At 55.8% G+C, this 17,288-nt stretch carries 22 protein-coding genes; 12 read left to right on the forward strand and 10 right to left on the reverse strand.

Going from position 1 to position 17,288, the window contains the following annotated elements; all coding sequences use genetic code 11:
- Both recF and dnaN read right to left on the reverse strand, forming a co-directional pair.
- Complete coding sequence (recF, locus tag ACN0XZ_RS04875) at positions 1–1,188, reverse strand: DNA replication/repair protein RecF (RefSeq protein ID WP_417456587.1); 1,188 nt, start codon at positions 1,186–1,188, stop codon at positions 1–3.
- Between the two features lie 88 nt (positions 1,189–1,276).
- Positions 1,277–2,392, reverse strand: coding sequence for a DNA polymerase III subunit beta (gene dnaN / locus ACN0XZ_RS04880; protein ID WP_417456588.1), 1,116 nt, complete (start codon positions 2,390–2,392; stop codon positions 1,277–1,279).
- Between dnaN and ACN0XZ_RS04885 the strand changes: the two genes are divergently transcribed.
- Complete coding sequence (locus tag ACN0XZ_RS04885) at positions 2,391–2,582, forward strand: hypothetical protein (protein ID WP_417456589.1); 192 nt, start codon at positions 2,391–2,393, stop codon at positions 2,580–2,582. The genes dnaN and ACN0XZ_RS04885 overlap by 2 nt on opposite strands.
- Positions 2,583–2,704: 122 nt before the next feature.
- Here ACN0XZ_RS04885 and dnaA read toward each other — a convergent pair whose 3' ends face one another.
- The 5 genes from dnaA to mutM all read right to left on the reverse strand — a co-directional run bounded on the left by dnaA (position 2,705) and on the right by mutM (position 7,202).
- Positions 2,705–4,096 (reverse strand): chromosomal replication initiator protein DnaA, encoded by a 1,392-nt coding sequence (gene dnaA, locus ACN0XZ_RS04890; protein WP_417456656.1) that lies wholly within the window; start codon positions 4,094–4,096, stop codon positions 2,705–2,707.
- A gap of 534 nt (positions 4,097–4,630) precedes the next feature.
- A complete protein-coding gene (gene rpsT, locus ACN0XZ_RS04895; RefSeq protein WP_417456590.1) occupies positions 4,631–4,894 on the reverse strand; it encodes a 30S ribosomal protein S20 in 264 nt (87 codons plus the stop codon).
- Between the two features lie 206 nt (positions 4,895–5,100).
- On the reverse strand, positions 5,101–5,877 hold the full coding sequence (locus ACN0XZ_RS04900) for an enoyl-CoA hydratase (RefSeq protein WP_417456591.1): 777 nt from the start codon (positions 5,875–5,877) through the stop codon (positions 5,101–5,103).
- A 103-nt stretch (positions 5,878–5,980) separates the two neighbouring features.
- Positions 5,981–6,337, reverse strand: a complete 357-nt coding sequence (locus ACN0XZ_RS04905) for a hypothetical protein (RefSeq protein WP_417456592.1) — start codon at positions 6,335–6,337, stop codon at positions 5,981–5,983.
- A 28-nt stretch (positions 6,338–6,365) separates the two neighbouring features.
- Positions 6,366–7,202, reverse strand: a complete 837-nt coding sequence (mutM, locus tag ACN0XZ_RS04910; RefSeq protein ID WP_417456593.1) for a bifunctional DNA-formamidopyrimidine glycosylase/DNA-(apurinic or apyrimidinic site) lyase — start codon at positions 7,200–7,202, stop codon at positions 6,366–6,368.
- A 106-nt stretch (positions 7,203–7,308) separates the two neighbouring features.
- Here mutM and ubiE point away from each other — a divergent pair, with 106 nt between their 5' ends.
- The 10 genes from ubiE to ACN0XZ_RS04960 all read left to right on the forward strand — a co-directional run bounded on the left by ubiE (position 7,309) and on the right by ACN0XZ_RS04960 (position 14,169).
- Entirely contained in the window at positions 7,309–8,115 is an 807-nt protein-coding gene (gene ubiE / locus ACN0XZ_RS04915) for a bifunctional demethylmenaquinone methyltransferase/2-methoxy-6-polyprenyl-1,4-benzoquinol methylase UbiE (RefSeq protein WP_417456594.1), read from the forward strand.
- Positions 8,116–8,135: 20 nt separating this feature from the next.
- On the forward strand, positions 8,136–9,668 hold the full coding sequence (gene ubiB / locus ACN0XZ_RS04920) for a 2-polyprenylphenol 6-hydroxylase (protein WP_417456595.1): 1,533 nt from the start codon (positions 8,136–8,138) through the stop codon (positions 9,666–9,668).
- A gap of 61 nt (positions 9,669–9,729) precedes the next feature.
- The gene (locus ACN0XZ_RS04925; protein ID WP_417456596.1) at positions 9,730–10,125 is read left to right on the forward strand and encodes a DoxX family protein; all 396 of its coding nucleotides are present in this window, start codon (positions 9,730–9,732) and stop codon (positions 10,123–10,125) included.
- Between the two features lie 153 nt (positions 10,126–10,278).
- On the forward strand, positions 10,279–11,481 hold the full coding sequence (gene coaBC, locus ACN0XZ_RS04930) for a bifunctional phosphopantothenoylcysteine decarboxylase/phosphopantothenate--cysteine ligase CoaBC (protein WP_417456597.1): 1,203 nt from the start codon (positions 10,279–10,281) through the stop codon (positions 11,479–11,481).
- 23 nt (positions 11,482–11,504) lie between these two features.
- A complete protein-coding gene (gene dut, locus ACN0XZ_RS04935) occupies positions 11,505–11,966 on the forward strand; it encodes a dUTP diphosphatase (protein ID WP_417456598.1) in 462 nt (153 codons plus the stop codon).
- A 10-nt stretch (positions 11,967–11,976) separates the two neighbouring features.
- Positions 11,977–12,183 (forward strand): zinc ribbon domain-containing protein, encoded by a 207-nt coding sequence (locus ACN0XZ_RS04940; protein WP_417456599.1) that lies wholly within the window; start codon positions 11,977–11,979, stop codon positions 12,181–12,183.
- Between the two features lie 6 nt (positions 12,184–12,189).
- Positions 12,190–12,951, forward strand: coding sequence for a HesA/MoeB/ThiF family protein (locus tag ACN0XZ_RS04945; RefSeq protein WP_417456600.1), 762 nt, complete (start codon positions 12,190–12,192; stop codon positions 12,949–12,951).
- A complete protein-coding gene (locus tag ACN0XZ_RS04950) occupies positions 12,952–13,362 on the forward strand; it encodes a DsrE family protein (RefSeq protein WP_417456601.1) in 411 nt (136 codons plus the stop codon).
- A 153-nt stretch (positions 13,363–13,515) separates the two neighbouring features.
- Positions 13,516–13,755 carry a hypothetical protein gene (locus ACN0XZ_RS04955; protein ID WP_417456602.1) on the forward strand — a complete coding sequence of 80 codons (240 nt, stop codon included), beginning with the start codon at positions 13,516–13,518 and terminating at the stop codon, positions 13,753–13,755.
- Positions 13,756–13,767: 12 nt separating this feature from the next.
- The gene (locus tag ACN0XZ_RS04960) at positions 13,768–14,169 is read left to right on the forward strand and encodes a hypothetical protein (RefSeq protein ID WP_417456603.1); all 402 of its coding nucleotides are present in this window, start codon (positions 13,768–13,770) and stop codon (positions 14,167–14,169) included.
- A 1-nt stretch (position 14,170) separates the two neighbouring features.
- Here ACN0XZ_RS04960 and ACN0XZ_RS04965 read toward each other — a convergent pair whose 3' ends face one another.
- Complete coding sequence (locus ACN0XZ_RS04965) at positions 14,171–15,043, reverse strand: prephenate dehydratase (protein ID WP_417456604.1); 873 nt, start codon at positions 15,041–15,043, stop codon at positions 14,171–14,173.
- A gap of 296 nt (positions 15,044–15,339) precedes the next feature.
- On the opposite strand from ACN0XZ_RS04965, the gene ACN0XZ_RS04970 reads away from it, so the two are divergent.
- Positions 15,340–15,948, forward strand: a complete 609-nt coding sequence (locus ACN0XZ_RS04970; RefSeq protein WP_417456605.1) for a c-type cytochrome — start codon at positions 15,340–15,342, stop codon at positions 15,946–15,948.
- Positions 15,949–16,031: 83 nt separating this feature from the next.
- On the opposite strand, the gene ACN0XZ_RS04975 is transcribed toward ACN0XZ_RS04970, so the two are convergent.
- Together ACN0XZ_RS04975 and ACN0XZ_RS04980 are read right to left on the reverse strand one after the other, a co-directional pair.
- Positions 16,032–16,898 (reverse strand): C40 family peptidase, encoded by an 867-nt coding sequence (locus ACN0XZ_RS04975; protein ID WP_417456606.1) that lies wholly within the window; start codon positions 16,896–16,898, stop codon positions 16,032–16,034.
- Complete coding sequence (locus ACN0XZ_RS04980) at positions 16,891–17,232, reverse strand: MarR family transcriptional regulator (protein ID WP_417456657.1); 342 nt, start codon at positions 17,230–17,232, stop codon at positions 16,891–16,893. Before ACN0XZ_RS04980 ends, ACN0XZ_RS04975 begins: the two co-directional genes overlap by 8 nt.
- Positions 17,233–17,288 lie beyond the last annotated feature (56 nt).

Below are 17,288 nucleotides of genomic sequence, written 5' to 3' on the forward strand. Positions count from 1 at the left end.
CTACTGGAGCGCCGGTTGGATCGAACCATCGCACACGTCAAAAAATTCTGCCTGGCCTTCGAGCGCCGCAAACAGGCTGCGGTCGGTGCCAGTTAGCCAGCATTGGCCACCAAGGGAGGCCAGTGCGGCAAAAAGCGCGGCTCGACGGCTTTCATCGAGATGCGCTGCAACTTCATCCATCAGCATCAAGGGCGCCTGGCCCTTCATGGCTGACTGTAGTTTCGCGTTGGCAAGCACAAGCGCGACCAGAAGCGCTTTCTGCTCACCGGTGGAGCACAGGTCGGCCCGCATCGCCTTGGGCGCATGGGTGACGATCAGGTCTGTTCTATGAACCCCTTCGCCTGTGCGGCCGTTTGCCATGTCTCTGCCCCGTAAGCTCAGGAGCTTGTCCCTATAAAGGGTTTCAGCTTCCACGGCGGCCATACCATCCGCAAGTAATCCCTCAAGCCAGCCGTCAATCGCCAGCTCCGCCTTCGGGAACGGTCCATCTTCCGCAGCTTCCAATTGGCCAGCAAGCTGCCCCGCATAATCAAGGCGCGCAGTCGCTACGGCAACAGCATGCTCAGCCATACGAGCCTCTATAGCGCTTAGCCACGCCGCATCGGCATGCATGCCCCTGTCACCAAGCAGACGGTTGCGTTCCCGCATCACCCGCTCATAAGCGCCAACCTGGCGGCTATGGTCAGGATATAGCCCCAGCACCAAGCGGTCGAGGAACCGGCGGCGGGACGATGGCCCCTCAATGAACAGCCGATCCATCTGCGGCGTCAGCCATGTGACGGACCATCGGTCCCCCAGCATATTGCTGCTCGATACGGTTTGGCCATCCATGCGAACAACCCGCTTGCCTGCGCCGTCTGTTGCGTCAGCGTCTTGCCCGGTACCGACCTTGATATCGTCGCCTGATACACCAAGCGTGGCGGCAACCACCCATGGTGACGTGCTGCCTTGTTTCGCAACCTCGGCGACGCTCGCCTGCCTCAGGCCCCTGCCGGGGGCAAGGAAACTGAGCGCTTCAAGCACATTGGTTTTGCCCGCACCGTTATGCCCGGTAAGCACCACAAGCGGGGTGGTGCCAGACGGTGCGACCGATGCGCGCGTGTAAGAACGAAAGTTTGTCAGCATCAGGTTTCGCACATAAACGCCACCGTTCACCTCGGTGCTCCAGGCCCTTTCTGCGTCAGCCATGGCAAGTCACCAGCGTCAGCACAGGCAGTATGGATTGGCGTTTCAATGCTTAAACTCGTCAATTGGGTTCAAAGCCAATGGGGCCTCATTAGACCCGCATCGGCATCAGAACGTAAAGGGCACCTTCGTCGACCATGTCGCGAAGGACCGTTGGGGCAGATGGGTCGGCGAGGAATACCTGCACGGTGTCACCTTCAACCTGCGCGAGGATATCGAGCAGGTACCGGCTGTTGAAGCCGATCTCAAGTGCATCTGCGCCGTATGAGGCTGCCAGTTCTTCCGTCGCCGTGCCACTGTCCGGGCTGTTGACCGACAGCGTGAGCGTATCATTGGCGATGGAAAGTTTTACGGAGCGTGTTTTGTCGGAGCTGATGGTGGATACCCGGTCGGTACCTTCCGCGAACAAGCGGCAATCCATCTCGAGCATCTTGTCGTTGCCCTTCGGGATCACGCGGCTGTAGTCAGGGAAGGTGCCGTCAATCAGCTTGGAAGTGATTACGGCGCCGTCGTAAGCGAAGCGGATTTTGGTGTCTGAGAGCGATATCTGGATATTGCCTTCAACTTCGTCGATCAGCTTGCGAATTTCGCCCACTGTCTTGCGTGGGATAATGATACCCGGCATGCCTGCGGCCCCGTCCGGCACGTCCTGCTCTACTTGAGCGAGACGGTGGCCGTCGGTGGCAACCGCACGCAGCGTAGAACCGTCTTCCGTGGTTGCAACATGCAGATAGATGCCGTTCAGGTAATAGCGGGTTTCTTCTGTGGAGATTGCGAAGCGTGCCTTGTCGATCAGGCGCTTCAGCTCAGCAGCGGCCAGCTCAAAGCGGTGCGGCATATCGCCTTCGCTCATCACCGGGAAATCTTCCTTGTCCAGGCAGGCGAGTGTGAAGCGTGAGCGACCAGCCTTCACGATAAGGCGGTCGTTCTCTTCTGCGGTCAACTCAACCTCGGCACCGTCAGGCAGCTTGCGTACAATGTCGAACAGGGTGTGCGCAGGCACGGTGATTGCCCCGCCTTGCGCCACTGACGCGCCCGTGCGTTCAATAATGGCTATATCAAGGTCTGTCGCTGTCATCGACACTATGTCGCCGTCGGCCTCGATCATCACGTTTGAAAGAATGGGGATGGTATTCCGGCGCTCTACAACTGACTGCACGTGGCCCAGTGTCTTGAGAAGGGAATTCCGTTCAATAGTGACTTTCATGGATAATTCTTCTTATCTGACTGTTGCTTCCGGCGCTGGTATCATTGCCCCCGTGCCGGACACTCCCGCCTCATTATCCCTGCCCGTTTGGGGCACTTATCCTTTGCTACTGACCGCCTCCCAGCCAGTGGCACAGAAATGGGCAAAAATCGCCCGAAACAATGAGGATTTATTTCATACGGAACAATAGCGATTTTGACGCCCAAACCAAACGAAAAAGCGCCAAAAAGGCGCTTTTTTTTGAGGTGGAGAATCTAAGGAAATCAGCCGAGTCGCATATCAGCTTTTTATCCCCCAGTCATGGGCGTGATATCAGCCTTCCAGCAGGCGACCAAGGCGGGTGATATCTTCATCCAGCTGGCTATCATCCCGGCGCAAATCTTCAATCTTGCGCACCGCGTGCATAACCGTTGTGTGGTCACGTCCGCCAAAGCGGCGACCAATTTCCGGCAGGCTGCGGCTTGTGAGTTGCTTAGAGAGATACATGGCGATCTGCCGTGGCCGGGCAATCGTGCGGGCGCGGCGCTCTGATAGCATCTCCGCAAGCCGCAGGTTGAAATAGTCGGCTACTGCCCGCTGGATCTCATCAATTGTCAGTTTGCGGTCATTGGCGCGAATAAGGTCCTGCAGCACGTCGCGGGTCATGTCCATTGTGATAGGGCGCCCAACAAGCGTTGCGTAAGCCAGTACGCGGTTCAGGGCACCTTCCAGTTCGCGCACGTTGGATGTGATACGGCGGGCAAGAAACTCGAGCACCTCTGCGGGTACGTCAACATTCTTGGACTGCTCGGCCTTCGACTGCAAAATGCCAAGGCGCAGCTCGTAGTCCGTCGGGTGAATATCAGCCACAAGGCCCCATCCCAGACGGGATACGATACGTTCCTGAATGCCTTCAAGATCTGTCGGTGAGCGGTCTGCGGTGATAACCACCTGGCAACGATTGTCGACAAGTGCGTTGAACGTGTGGAAAAATTCTTCCTGCGTGCTCTCTTTGTTGGCGATGAACTGAACATCATCAACCATCAAGAGGTCCACAGCGCGGAACTTCTGTTTGAAGGCGTGTGTGTCCTTGTAGCGAAGCGCTGCGATAAACTCGAACATGAATTTTTCGGCCGAGATATAGACGATGCGTTTGTTTGGGTTGTTGCGTTTGCTCTCCCACGCAATGGCGTGCATCAGGTGGGTTTTGCCAAGGCCAACACCACCATGCAGAAAGAGCGGGTTAAACGTTACATCATCTGATTCCGAGATGCGTTTTGCAGCCGCGTAGGCCAGCTCGTTGGACTTGCCAACAACAAAACTGTCAAAGGTATATTTGGGGTCGAGCGCTGAGCTTTCATCGGCCCGGCTGCCAATGGTTGCAGGGCTGGTTTTCTCGCCCTGTGCGGGCAGAGGCGCTTCGGATTTGGTGGCAGTGGTGGTAGCAGATAGACGGATACTGAGCGCTTTGACCTGTGGGTCCTCAGCCGTAAAGAAATCCTTCAGGCGCGGCGCATAGTGGCTCTGGATCCAGTCCCGTACGAATTTTGTCGGGGCTGTCAGCTCAGCTGTACCGCCATCAATGCCGTTATAACCCAATTGGCCCAGCCATCTGGAAAAAGCGTGTTGGCCAAATTCCTGTCTGAATTTTTCGCACACACGCGGCCAAGGCGACGCGTCGAACTTCTCGTTCAGCGTGGATGCAACCCCCCCGGTAGCCCCCATGGTATCCTGCTCCCTCTCTGACATCGGGCAATAACCCCCTTACTCTGAACAATTGTCGTCCCGATGCTTGTTCCGCAAAGCTATGACACAATTCCTGCATCACTGACGGTTATGCAGTTGCCCAATAAAAGGGGCAACGCGCCAGTCAGGGCACTTGCGGTCCCGATCTGCTATTTTCAAAAACGGTGGCGTGATCCCAGCTCAAATTATTTGCACTGTCTGGGGCCTGAACCACATTCGGACTGCTCTCTCGGAAGAGAAGGTTGGTTGTCCGACCGGCCCACCGCGTAAGGACGGAATGTACAGGCGCGAGGGGTCAGCCTCAACCGATTCTATCGCTTGACAGGAATAAAATTCACAGCCCTATGGCGCGATTCAGGGCGGTACACAATATCTTGATTCAGGCGGGTTTCACCCCCACTGGTGTGCCTGTTTTGTTCCGCCGTTTGTATACAATAAAAAAGCCGCACCAAGGTGGTGCAGCTTTTTTCAACTCATGCCGGGCAGATTGCTCGGCGAATCGGTCAGTCTTGATTAAGCGAGCGCTTTAACGCGAGCAGACAGACGAGAAACTTTGCGGGAAGCCGTTTTCTTGTGGATAACGCCTTTGGTTACGCCGCGCATGATTTCAGGCTGTGCGCTCTTGAGTGCTTCACCAGCTGCAGACTTGTCGCCAGATGCAATCGCTTCTTCCACTTTGCGAACAAAGGTGCGGATACGGCTAACGCGGGATTTGTTGATCGCGCGGCGACGTTCGTTTTGGCGAATGCGTTTCTTGGCTTGTACTGAATTTGCCATTTCTTCTAACCTTTTTAGGACTGCGCCTCAAAAACCGTCCAGCGCCACACGTCCACATTTTCTATCGTTTTAGGGCCGCAAGCAAATTAGGCGCGACCGCTATTGAATTCGAGGTCGGGTCTATATACCGCTTCGTACCGTGCGTCAATAGGGGAAGGCTATAAAACTTAGGGTCTCGTTAGCCTTCCGCCCTCCTCATGGTGCCACTAGCAGTTTTTAAACTGCGGTTGGCGTTTCTCGATGAAGGCATTCATGCCTTCTTTCTGGTCTTCCGTCGCAAACAGCGAATGGAAGGCCCGGCGCTCAAACAAGAGGCCCTCGGCCAGGCTTGTTTCAAGTGCGCGGTTGGTAGCTTCTTTCGCCAAGGCAACACTTGGGTTGGAGAGGCTGGCTATAGCACCGGCGATCTCCATCACACCGTCCAGCATGTCTTCCGTTGGCAGGATGCGGCTTACAAGGCCCGCACGTTCCGCCTCCACAGCGTCCATCATGCGGCCGGTCAGCATCATGTCCATAGCTTTGGACTTACCGACAATGCGCGTCAGGCGCTGTGAACCACCAATGCCGGGAATAACACCCAGCTTAATTTCAGGTTGGCCAAATTTTGCGTTCTCTGCCGCGATGATAAAATCACATGCCATGGCAATCTCGCAGCCACCACCAAGCGCATAACCGCTAACGGCCGCAATGACGGGCTTGCGCACACGAGCAAAAACGCTGTTGATATTGCCAAACATGTCACTTTTCGCGACATCGGCAAATGTCAGTTCAGCCATCTGTTTGATATCAGCGCCCGCGGCGAAAGCTTTTTCGCTGCCGGTTACGACAATCGCGCCGACCTCATCATCTGCGTCAAGCGCCAGAAGCGCTTCCCCCAGCTCACCCAGCAACGTGCTATTCAGCGCGTTAAGGGCATCGGGGCGGTTAAGCGTGATGAGCCCAACCCCTTCCTGCTTGTCGAGCAGAATCGTTTCAAAAGTCATCAATCAGCCTTTTCTTGATCCGACCTCGGTCGAGACTCCTACTGCGCTCAAGCCGGTTTGAAAAGACCTTTATGCGTGGGCGCTGAAAAGCGGGAAGATATGGTCATTCTATAGGCTCAAGGCGCAAGATGATGCGCTTGGCGTTTGCGCCTTCTTCCGGCGTTGAGAAGACCAGGCGATTCTCTTCGCGGGCACATGCCATATCACTTGGGCGAGACGTGCAGGCCCAGCCGAGCCCTGTGAGCGCTTCATTATAGGCCTGGTAAGCGGCAGGCGCCGCGACATTGATGTTGAGGATAAATTCAGCAACGGTGCCGCCGGGTGTATCAAACACAACGGGTTCACCCTCGATAGAGGTCACCACAGACAGTTGCGGCACATCAGGCAGTCCTTCTATGAACACATCCTCCGCATGAAGGGCAGACGTGACACAGAACAGGAGAAGAGCAACGTATCGCATAAAGTCCTCGGTTAACGTGTGGTACTTTCTAACTTTGACAGGTGCCGCAGAAGAAGCTTGAGCGTCCTTGTTGCACGATTCGCTCGACCGTACCACCACATCCCGGCTTCGAACAGCCTTCACCTTCACGACCATAAGCCTTGAAGCTATGCTGAAAATAGCCAAGCTCGCCGTCCGTGCGGGCATAGTCCTTGAGGGTGGAGCCACCTGCCTCGATGGCTTCTGCCAAAACGTCACGGATGATGGGCACAAGCTTTGAGGCCTCTTCCGCCGTGACCGACTGAGCAATGCGTGCCGGGTGAATGCCTGCGCGCCACAAAGCCTCGCATACATATATATTGCCAAGGCCCGCAACCAATTTTTGGTCAAGAAGAGCAGCTTTGATCGTGCTTTTCCGGCCTCTTAGCCCGTCCCCCAACACATCAGTGTTAAAAGCATTGCCCAGAGGCTCTGGCCCGATGTCTTTCAGAAGCGGGTGTGTGGCCATGTCGCTTACGCTCGTGAAGGTCACCATGCCAAAACGGCGGGTGTCATTATAGAATATATGATCGCCGCGTTCTGTGATGAGGATGATGTGGTCATGTTTCCCGGGCTCCGGTGTCGGTGTTCCCGCAGGCACAATGGTGACCCGGCCAGACATGCCCAAATGCAGTATAACGATAAGGCCGTCGGCACATTCTATAAGGATGTATTTTGAGCGACGAGTGAGCCGTTCCACCCGGTTGCCGCTTAACCTTGCGCTGAAGTCGGCGGGGATGGGTATGCGGAGGTCTGGGCGCCTTGCGACCGCGCTTTTTATGACGGCACCTTCAAGAACAGGCGCGAGCCCGCGACGGACAGTTTCTACTTCGGGCAATTCGGGCATTTTGTCGCGCTCATTTCTTAATATAAAAGGATGCTGGTATTTTAAGCGTGTGCTGGGCTATGGTCCGCCAAATTTAGCGCATGTAAAGCAACAAGGTACATGGCAGATGTCAAGCGGCAACAAAGAGACAGCAAGCAAGACGGCAAAATCGGCAACACACGCGCCGGGTGGCGAAGCTTCTACAACGCATTTTGGCTTCAAGACCGTCGAGGAGGGTGAGAAGGCATCGCTCGTGCGCGGTGTGTTCAACTCTGTTGCCGACCGTTATGACATTATGAACGATGTGATGAGCGCAGGCGTACACCGGGTCTGGAAAAATTCCCTGATCGATAGCCTCAACCCGAGAGCGGGCATGCACCTCCTTGATGTTGCGGGCGGGACAGGCGACATAGCGTTCCGTTTTCTTGATGCCTCTGATGGCGGTGAAGTAACGGTGTGCGACATCAACGCGGAGATGCTGCGTGTTGGCCGCGTGCGCGCCGCTGAGAAAGGTTATGCTGGTCGGGCGGAATTTGTGTGTGGTGATGCGCAGAAACTGCCGTTTGAAAGCCGCTCCAAAGACGCCTATACCATCGCTTTCGGTATAAGGAACGTTACCCGCGTGGAAGAAGCGCTCGCGGAAGCTTACCGGGTGTTAAAGCCGGGTGCGAAATTCTTCTGCCTTGAGTTCAGCCCGCAGGTGGTGCCTGTGTTGCAGCAGGCATATGATACCTATTCCTTCAACCTGATCCCTAAAATGGGTGAGGTGATCACGGGGGATGCGGACAGCTATCAATATCTGGTCGAATCGATCCGGCGTTTCCCGAGCCCGCCAAGGTTCGCAGATATGATCAAGGATGCCGGTTTTGGCCGTGTAACCTGGCGGACGATGTCTGCGGGTGTGGTGGCTATCCATAGCGGCACGCGACTTTAGCGGCGGCGGAAGGGAGCAGCGTGCGTACACTGTGGCATCTTTTCCAGCTATTTCGGCTTGCGGCGGGTCTGCGCCGCTACGGCGCTATCCGTGCGCTTTCAAGCATTGATCTGGTGCCCGCCTGGGCGCCGAAGCTGCTTCGGGCCACCACTTTCTATATCCCGCGCAAACGTAACCTGCCCACAAGCGATGGTGAACGGCTCGCGCGCGCTTTGGCTGCTATGGGGCCCGCTTACATCAAGCTTGGGCAAACCCTGGCGACCCGCCCGGATCTTGTTGGCAGACCAATCGCGGACGGTTTGACCACGCTGCAGGATAGTTTGCCACCATTTCCCTTCAAAGCAGCAAAAGAAGTGATAGAGGCAGAGCTTGGCGGCATACTCACAGATCATTTCCAGGCGTTTGATGAGACACCTATCGCGGCAGCATCTATCGCGCAGGTGCACAAGGCTGTGACCATTGCAGGCAAGCCGGTAGCCGTGAAAGTTTTGCGGCCGGATATTGCTCAGCGTTTCACGCGAGACCTCAGCCTGTTTGAATGGCTGGCGGGTAAAGCGGAGGCCAAGGTGCGGGAAGCTCGGCGCCTGCGGCTTGGCAAAGTGGTGGATAAAATTCGAGAAACCGTTCTCCGCGAGATGGACTTTCGCCTTGAAGCCGCGGCAGCGGCGGAACTCTCGGAAAACATGGCGGGTGAGGCAGGATACCGACTGCCGGGCGTGGAATGGGACCTCACCAGCAAGAGTGTGTTGACCCTTGAGTGGGTGGACGGCATTCGCCTGGTGGACCGCGGCGCCCTTGAGGCTGCTGGTCATGATCTGGCGGCCCTGGGAGAACGGGTTGTTCAGGTTTTCCTCACCCAGGCACTGCGGGACGGATACTTCCATGCAGACCTGCATCAGGGCAATCTTCTGGTGCAAAAGGACGGTACGATTGTCGCCGTTGACTTTGGCATCATGGGGCGTCTCTCAAAGGAAGAGAGGCGGTTCCTCGCGGAAATTCTCTATGGGTTCATCAAGCGTGATTATGTGCGGGTTGCGCAAATTCATTTTGATGCCGGCTATGTGCCCAAGGATCAAAGCCTTGAGGAGTTCGCGCAGGCGCTTCGCTCTATCGCTGATCCCATCATGGATCTGCCGGTTGAGGAGATATCAGCGGGCCAATTGCTCGCTCAGCTTTTTGCCACCACGGCGCGTTTCTCGATGGAGACCCAGCCCCAGCTCCTGCTACTTCAGCGGACCATGGTTATGGCCGAAGGTATGGCGCTTCACCTGAACCCGAAGGCTAACATGTGGCAGATATCCGAGCCGGTTATTGAAGCCTGGATTCGCGCGAACCTATCCCCTGAAGCCCGTCTGGCTGACGCTATCAATAACCTGCCCAGATTTATTGAACGCCTGCCAGCACGGCTTGAGCGCTGGTTGATGGAAGAAGATCAGCCGAAACAAGATTTGCGGGCTGATGCTCCTGAAGAAAAGCAGGCATCATCAAGACTTTACCCCTTCGGTTTTGGTCTCGCAATCGGCGCGCTGCTCGTAAAAATGCTGACATCCTAAGCTTACTTGCGCGAACGCCTGAACTGAGGGACAATTCCTCTTTCCAGTAGGGGAGATGGACATGGAAAAACTTATGCCAGTTGCCCATGTTTTGGGGCGCGTTATCCTCGGACTTATCTTTGTTGGTGCGGGGCTCAGTAAGATCATGGGTGATCACGGGGCGACCATGCAATATATGCAGCAAATGGGCGTTCCGGGCTTCCTGTTTTGGCCTGCGGCCTTGTTTGAGCTTTTGGCCGGGCTTGCGGTGCTTGTTGGGTTTAAGACGCGGATTGCTGGTTTGCTGCTCGCGGGTTTTTGCGGGCTGACGGCGGTATTGTTTCACGCGAATTTTACCGACCCCATGCAAATGGGCATGTTCCTCAAAAACTTCGCGATGATGGGGGGCTACCTGATGCTGATGGTGGCGGGTGCCGGCGGCTATAGCGTCGATTCGCGGAAAATTTCTGCTGATTAAGGCCTTTGGATAAACGTGTGCAAGGCGCTTTCCTTATGCGGGTTGGCGCCTTTTCTACTGTGGTAATGCCGGTTGAATGATTGCGGCACTGGGCAAAGACGCCTATATGATCCAGAGCAGAATAACTGTTCAACGGCACACAGGCGCAAGCATATGCTCAATGGTAAACGCATACTTCTGATAATCGGTGGCGGTGTTGCGGCCTATAAGTCGCTTGATCTGGCACGACGCCTGATGGAGCGCGGTGTGAGTGTGCGCGGGGTTCTCACCGCCGGTGGTCAGCAGTTCATCACGCCGCTATCTGTGGCGAGCCTGACCGGTGAGCAGTGTTATACAGATCTCTTTTCGCTCAAGGATGAGGCGGAGATGGGGCATATCCGGCTGAGCCGCGAGGCCGACCTTGTTGTCGTGGCCCCAGCGACAGCTGACCTGATGGCGAAAATGGCGAACGGCATTGCCAACGATCTCGCGTCCACCATCCTCCTCGCGACAGACAAGCAGGTGATGGTTGCCCCGGCCATGAACGCAGAGATGTGGGACAACAAGGCCACGCGCCGCAATGTTGATACGCTCAGACGGGACGGCATCCTGATGGTGGGCCCTGAGGCGGGCCTCCTGGCATGCGGCGAAGTGGGTGCCGGGCGCTTGTCTGAGGTGATGGATATTGTTGCCGCGATTGAAGATTATTTTGGCGGTGCGGGCCAGCCACTTGCGGGCAAACATCTGATTGTGACCGCGGGCCCCACGCATGAGCCGATCGACCCGGTGCGCTATATCGCCAACCGGTCATCCGGACGCCAAGGTTTTGCCATTGCCGGTGCGCTTGCGGGGCTTGGTGCATCGGTCACATTAGTGGCTGGGCCAACAGTGGAGGAGACACCGGCTGGTGTCCGCCGCGTGGATGTGCAAACCGCCCTTGAGATGCAAGCCGCCGTGACAGCAGCGTTACCCGCTGATGGCGCCGTTTGTGTGGCGGCTGTGGCAGATTGGCGCGTGGAAAACGGCGGTGTGCAGAAGCTGAAAAAGTCGAAAGACGGTTTGCCTCAGTTCACCTTCGCTGAAAACCCGGACATTTTAAAAGGCTTGGCCGGAATGACAGAAGGCCGCCCGACCCTTGTGGTGGGCTTCGCGGCTGAGACAGAAAACGTCATTGAGTATGCAAGCGCTAAACGGGAGCGCAAAGGCTGTGACCTGATCGTCGCAAACGATGTTTCAGGTGGCACCGGCATTATGGGTGGGCTTGAGAACGAAGTGCATCTTATCTCGGTGGATGGTGTTGAGAGTTGGCCACGCCTTGGTAAAACAGAGGTTGCTGTCAGGCTTGCCCAAAAAATAGCAGACAAACTTAAACAATAATCGATTTCAGGGATCAGGGGATTATGAGCGCAAAAGTAGCGATCAATGTAGTCAAGCTGCCGCATGGGGCGGACCTTAAGCTGCCAAAGTATGAAACCGAGCAAAGTGCGGGCATGGACCTGTATGCTGCTCTTGCTGATGGCGAGATTGTTACACTTGGCCCCCTTGAGCGCGCGATGATCCCAACTGGCCTCGCGATGGCATTGCCAGCTGGTTATGAAGCGCAGGTACGTCCGCGCTCCGGTTTGGCGGCAAAGAACGGGATCACCTGCCTCAATACCCCTGGCACAATCGATGCCGACTACCGGGGTGAAGTGAAGGTCATTCTTGTCAATCTTTCGAACGAACCCTTTGCTATAGAACGCGGTATGCGCATTGCCCAGATGATTATTGCGCCCGTAACCCAAGGAGAATGGGTTGAGGTTGAGGCACTTGATGAGACTGCCCGCGGTGCAGGCGGTTTTGGATCAACCGGTACAAAATAAGGAACCTGCAATGGCTCAGGGATGGACATGCATCAAGTGCGAAAGCGATGAGTTTGAGACGGATGAAATCACCGTCACGGGCAATGGCCTATCCAAGCTCTTCAATGTGCAAAACCGGAAGTTCACGGCGGTTACTTGCAAGCGGTGCACCTATACGGAGTTCTACCGGGGCGAAACCAGCACGCTTGGCAATATTGTGGATTTCATGGGTAACTAGGCCGCGATGGATTTAACCGACGAACAGCTGGAGCGCTATGCTCGTCATATCATCCTCAAGGAGGTTGGTGGCGCTGGGCAGATGGCGCTTCTAAAGTCGCGTGTCCTTGTTGTTGGCGCGGGCGGGCTGGGCGCACCGATGCTGCTTTATTTAGCGGCGGCAGGCGTTGGGACCATTGGCATTGTGGACGATGATGTGGTGGAGCTCTCCAACCTGCAGCGGCAGGTGATCCACACAACAAAAGACATCGGCAAAGCAAAGGCGCTGAGTGCTAAGGAGAAAATCGCTGCGCTTAACCCGGACGTAAAGGTTGAGACGCACACCGTTCGCCTGACCGATGAGAACGCACGCGATATCACCGGAGCTTATGACATCGTGGCTGACGGTACCGATAATTTCAGAACCCGACATTTGGTGAGCGACACATGTGTTGCGCTCGGTAAAACGCTGGTATCTGCCGCGCTTGGGCCATACGAGGGCCAGCTCGCGACCTTCAAGCCGCACGCAGGGAGTGGTCTGCCCTGCTACCGCTGTTTCCTGCCCGAAGCACCCGGGGCGGAGGCTGAACGCACCTGCGCGGATTTTGGCATCTTGGGTGCTGTGGCGGGCATGGTCGGCACGATGCAGGCCCTTGAGGTGCTGAAAGAGATCACCGGCGCGGGCGAAAGCCTTGCGGGCAAAATGGTGCTGGTTGACGCGCAAAGCATGATGGTGCGCAAGATTGGCCTGCCAAAAGACCCAGCCTGCCCAAGTTGCGGAGCATTATAGATGGCCAGCAAACGCCCTATGACCCTGATGATGATTTCTGCGCGGGCGGAGCGTATCCACATGGCGCTTATGACAGGTGCCACAGCCGCGGCCATGGGCCGCCCGGTTACCTTCTTTTTCTCTAAAGCTGCTGTGCGATTTGTCACCAAAGCTGGTTGGGCCGCCATGCAGACAAGTGAGGGTGAGCCAGCGACTGAGATGGATGCAGCTCTTGATGCGCGCGGTGTGGCAGATACCGAGGTGCTGCTCGACGGCATTTCAGCCTTGAATGTGCGTTTTGTCGCCTGTGACAGCGCGCTCAGGGAACATGATATCGACCCTACCTCACTTATCCCTCGGCCTCAGGTTGAAGTAGGCGGCCTTGCCGAAGTGATTGAAAAAGGTGAAGGCGGTGACTGGCTGACCTTCTGATTCTGTCTTTCCGATACGTTCATGCAATTTGCGTGGTGTGCTACCGCCACCACTGGCCGTGTCATTGGCCTCAGTGACACACAAGCATCATCTACTTGTCATTGAAATGTTACCATGGTACATAGATAACAAAAATCACGAAGAGCTGAAGCTATGAAAATTGAGCGGGTACAGACAGGCGTGCGCATGGAGAAGCAGCTGGTGAAGGTGCTTAAGGGCACCGCCGAGTATCTTGATATGTCTCTCGGTGACCTGCTTGAAGGCATTGTACTGCACGCGTTTGATGGCAAGGAACCAGCATTCTCAGCGGAGACACGTGCCAAGATCGCAGCGCTCAAGGCCATCTATGGCTGCACGCTTGATGCGACCATGAGCCATAAGCTCACAGAGTAAGGAGGCAAAATCATGAACGACCTGGACCTGTTTCGTACATTTGAAAGCGGCGTACTCTCGCGTGAAGCTTTCAGCCACAAGGTTCATGTACATCTGGCGTGGATCTATGTTTCGCGTTTCACGCTGACGGAAGCGATTGAGCGTTTCCGGGCACGGCTGATCAATTGGGCGAAACTGAATGGTGCGGATGGCCTCTATCACGAGACAATCACGTGGGCTTACCTGATGATCATCAACGAGCGGCAACGACGCGGGCACTATGCCGACTTTGAGGCATTCCTGTCAGATAACGAGGATCTACTTAAAAAGCCGTCCGTGCTGGAGCAGTATTACACCCTTGAGACGCTTGATAGCGACTATGCCAAGCATCACTATGTTATGCCGGACAAGGCCGTTGCCGCCAAAGCAGCGTAGGTTAGCTCATGCCGCGCGGGCGTTCCTGCCCATAGGTACCAAGGATGCGGACCCGTTTGGTATGGAAGCGTAGCTCCTCCATGGCACGGTGTACATTTTCCATGCCTTCGTGGCCTTCGATATCTGCATAGAACTCGGTGGCGGTGAAGCTGTCCGATTCGTAATAGCTCTCAAGTTTCGTCATGTTCACGCTATTGGTGGCAAAACCGCCAAGCGCCTTATAGAGCGCGGCGGGGATGTTTCGTACCTCGAAGGTGAAACTGGTCATCACAGGCCCTTCAATCTCGTCTACCGTCACTGGGGTCTGCGAAAGCACCACAAAGCGGGTGGTGTTGTGCCCTTCATCCTGAAAGTTTTTGCGCAGTATTTTAAGCCCGTGTACCTCGGCGGCCAACTCGCTCGCGATTGCGCCTAGCGTTGGGTCACCCACCTCAGCCACATGTTTGGCGGAACCTGCGGTGTCAGCAAAAGGCAGGCGCTCGAGCCCCATGGCGCGCAGGTTTTTGCGGCACTGTCCAATGGCCTGCACGTGGCTGGTCACCCTTGTCAGTGTTTCTTCGCTGGCGTCCTTGTGGCAAAGCAGGCAGTGGCGGATCGTCTCAAAATGTTCGCCGATGATATAAAGGCCGCTATCGGGCAGCAGGATATGAATATCTGCCACACGCCCTGCTGTTGAGTTTTCAATCGGGATCATGGCGAGCCGCGCGAGGCCGTTTTTTGTAGCGGCCATCGCATCTTCAAAGCTCGGGCAAGGCAGCACTTCCATATCGGGAAACTTGGCCAGGCACGCCATATGAGAATATGCACCCAGTTCGCCCTGGAAGGCGATCTTGTTCTCAGCGGCGCCGATTGGCGCAGTTGGCTGGCCTGTCATGATATTTTACTCACCCGGAAAATTTTGAAACAAATGAAAAGACCTTGTGCCAATGCAATCCGGCCAAGTCAACGCGGGAAGTGGCTCTTTATGGCCCTGTGCGCTTATGCCTCATGGAAAAGAAGCAAAAAAAATGCTGTTTTTTGCCAATAGGTGCGAAAATGGTGCAAATGACGACTTGAAAATCAGGGTCATGAGCGGCTATTGTCGCGCCCGAATTACCGGTCTGCGTCTGTCAGGGAAATCTAGGGGCGGGCCATTGTTATCCAGTTGCTCGCCTGCAAGGAGAAGAGCCTGTGTCCTTAGAATCGAATAAAGTATTTGCAGCTGTGCTTTCGTCTGCACTGTTGATCATGGTGATCTCAATGGTGGCCGAGAGCGTTTTCCATGAAGAACATGCCAAGCCAGCGTTCACTGTTGAAGTTGCTTCAACCGACGCTGCCGAGGAAGTTGTGGAAGAAGGCCCATCGCTTGCTGAGCTGTTGCAGACCGCAGACCTCAGCAAAGGTGAGCGCCAGTTCGCAAAATGTAAAAGCTGTCACACTGTTGAAAAAGGCGGTCGTGACGGTACTGGCCCGCACCTCTATGGCATCCTCGGTCGCGGTGTTGCGGCGGTTGACGGCTTCAAATATTCCGGCGCTCTCTCAGAGCATGGCGGCACATGGACATATGAGCTGCTCAACGAATGGCTCGCCAGCCCGAAAAACACCGTTCCTGGCACGTCAATGGCGTTTGCCGGTATCCGCAAGGATGATCAGCGCGCAGACCTGATTGCTTACCTTCGCTCCTTCTCTGACAACCCACCGGCACTGCCTGAGGTTGTTGCAGCAGAAGAAGCCGCTGAAGAAGTGATGGACGGTGCTGCTGAGATGGCGGATGAAGGTGCTGAGGAAGCGTCTCACTAAGAATTAGCTTCGTTCAAGGGAGCGGATTGGCGGCGTGCCCAATGGGTGCGCCGCCTTTCTTTTGTGCTGACAAGAATGGACGGCTAGAGCCTGCGATATCCGAGAAATGCCGGGCCGGTTTGATTCTTTCTCTCAAGGTCCGCCTGTACCCAGCCGGTCACTTCGTCCACGGGGTCAATGGTGACAGCCATGTTGGTGGCGTTTGCATGCAGCAGGTGCACACCGTCTATCATCCAGCCCACATGCCCGGGGAAGAAGGCGAGATCGCCTCTGCACGGTGCCTCGTCGCTTGCAAGAGGTCTGCCGAGACTCTCAAGCTGCGGCCCACTGTCACGCAGCACACGATAGCCAGTATGGGCGAGTGATACCTGAACAAGGCCCGAACAGTCGATGCCCAGCTTTGAGCGGCCACCCCAAAGATATGGTGAGCCGATAAACTGCTCGGCAATGGTGACAGGATCTTCGCCCGTATCCGTTTGGCCGATTGGCATCAGGTGTTTTTCATAGACCCAGCCTTCAAAAGCCGTTTCCGCAAAGCCGCCCTCGCGCGGGCCGGGCAGGGTAAGATAGGCGCCCATGGGCAGTATGAGCTGAGGCTCTGACTTGAGGGACGGCGCGATATAAACATGCGTAAGCGGTGCACTAACCCGGTGTGTGGGCAGCACCTCAAATTCAGCGACAGCACTTTCACCCACCCAACCCATATATCCATCAATAATAGACACCATGAACCACCAGCCAGGTACCTCTGCAAGCAACTGTACGGGCTCACCGTAGAGAACCTCGCTCAAGGTCTCCGATGTGCTTTCGGGACGGGCTTTCAGGGCCGCAACAGGACGGGTGATAACGCCGTCAATCTGTGTGGCGCCTAGAAGCCGTTTGGATGTTGAGAGGCAACCTTCCGGGTCATGAAGTGGCGGCAATCCGAAAGAATGAAGCAGGTCATTCATAATCGCCCAGGTCCTGATCGACGAGCTTTTCAGCCGCCAGAATGCGGTCAGACACTTCGCTTAAGTAGACAGCGCCTTTCACCGTGCGCTGCACCAGCACATTGCGGCGGTCGCTCTCGTCGCGCTTGCGCTTTATCAGGCCCATGCGACCCAGTGTATCCAGCGCGCGGGTAATCACCGGCTTGGTCACATTCATCCTGGCGGCAAGCCCCCTTACGGTGTGGGGATCTTTGGTCATATAAACCGTGAGGAGAAGTGTCATCTGCCGCATGGTCAGGTCAGGCTCGTCCGAGCGCACACCATTGAGGTTAGCGGTGTGCCAGATTTTCAACATACGCGGGTTCGTTTTCTCGGTCACGATATCCGTTCCTTTACCGGAATGATCCCCGA

Source organism: Kordiimonas sp. (assembly GCF_048264555.1).
Classification (GTDB): domain Bacteria; phylum Pseudomonadota; class Alphaproteobacteria; order Sphingomonadales; family Kordiimonadaceae; genus Kordiimonas.